1 protein-coding gene and 1 pseudogene are annotated in these 1,285 nt (G+C 60.7%); one reads left to right on the top strand and one right to left on the bottom strand.

Going from position 1 to position 1,285, the window contains the following annotated elements; translation table 11 throughout:
- Positions 1-136 precede the first annotated feature (136 nt).
- Entirely contained in the window at positions 137-343 is a 207-nt protein-coding gene (locus tag GON01_RS16500) for a cold-shock protein (protein ID WP_157028494.1), read from the bottom strand.
- A gap of 296 nt (positions 344-639) precedes the next feature.
- On the opposite strand from GON01_RS16500, the pseudogene GON01_RS16495 reads away from it, so the two are divergent.
- Positions 640-1,225: pseudogene (locus GON01_RS16495) on the top strand (tyrosine-type recombinase/integrase).
- Positions 1,226-1,285 lie beyond the last annotated feature (60 nt).

Genomic DNA, 1,285 nt, shown 5'->3' with positions numbered 1-1,285 from the left:
GCAGCCCTTTTGGAGAGAAAGAAGCGGGATTGGCGCCGCCTGCCGTCGCGAATTCGGATGCAGCGGTCGTAGTGGGTTTAGAAGTCCGGACCTGGAACGGGCGCCGCGCGCAGCGCCCGCCAGGTCGTCTTCGCTCTTAAGCGGCCTGAAGGTTCACCGCCGAGGTCTTGCCCCGACGATCGGTTTCCAGTTCGTAGGAGATGCGCTGATCCTTATCGAGCGTACGCATGCCGGCTTGTTCGACGGCTGAGATATGCACAAAGGCGTCGCCGCCGCCGGTTTCCGGCGCGATGAAGCCATAGCCCTTGTCGGCATTGAAGAATTTAACGGTTCCGGTGATCATGAGGATATCCTTATCCCTGTATGGCGGGCATGCGCCAACAGCGGCACATCCCGGCTTCGTGAGGCTAGAAAGGGACTAAGGGAGGAGCCAAGGCGGCCCAAAATCCGTCAATGCGACGTCAGCTTCGGCGAGATAGGAAGCATCGCGGCTAAGTTAAAGGCGTCGAGCGCCGCGTGGTCCACCGGGACGTCTGTTTATGTTCGGATCGGATAAGATCAGGGAGGGCCACTTTCGGCCACCTTCCAGCCCCTGCTGCACTCTTTCCACGCTGCATCCCGCAGCGCTGGAGAATACAGATGCACAATCATCAGCAACACCATGCGCCGTCATCAGGAGCGGCCTGGAATACCGGCCGGTCGATAGGACCGATGCGAGCGTTTAAGCCTCGGGATCGAGCGATGTTCGACATCGCAATCGACAGCAAGCTGCGCGGCTGCGATGTCGTCAAGCTGCGTATCGGCGACGTCATCGTCGGCGGACAGGTTCGCCAGCGGTCGATGGTAATCCAACAGAAGACCGGCACGCCGGTCATTTGAGATAGGCGAGACGGCTCGGGAAAGCCTCCGCATCTGGTTCGCCCGCCGTGGAGGCGGCAGGCCTGAGGAGTTCCTGTTCCCCAGCAGGATCGATCAAACGGACCATATAAGCACGCGGCAATACGCCCGCCTGGTAGATGAGTGGGTGGCTGCGATCGGGCTGGACCCGGCCTTGTTCGGCACTCATTCGCTGCGCAGGACCAAGGCGTCGTTGATCTACAAGCGGACCGGCAACCTTCGAGCGGTCCAGATCCTGCTCGGTCATAGGAAGATCGAGAGCACAGTCCGCTACCTCGGTGTGGATCTCGAAGACGCGCTTGCTCTGTCAGAGAGCACTGACGTCTAATTGACTAGCTGGCGGGTGCTGCGGCGCTCGCCAGCTTTCCTACAGGCGGCTTCTGGCCGA

Origin of the sequence: Sphingomonas horti, from assembly GCF_009753715.1 — a bacterium.
Lineage (GTDB): Bacteria > Pseudomonadota > Alphaproteobacteria > Sphingomonadales > Sphingomonadaceae > Sphingomonas_B > Sphingomonas_B horti.
This window is presented reverse-complemented; position numbering and strand designations above follow the sequence as displayed.

Bases quoted from the DNA above. Each gene is read 5' to 3' on its own strand.
- GON01_RS16500 (WP_157028494.1), bottom strand. From the start codon at position 343: ATGATCACCGGAACCGTTAAATTCTTCAATGCCGACAAGGGCTATGGC.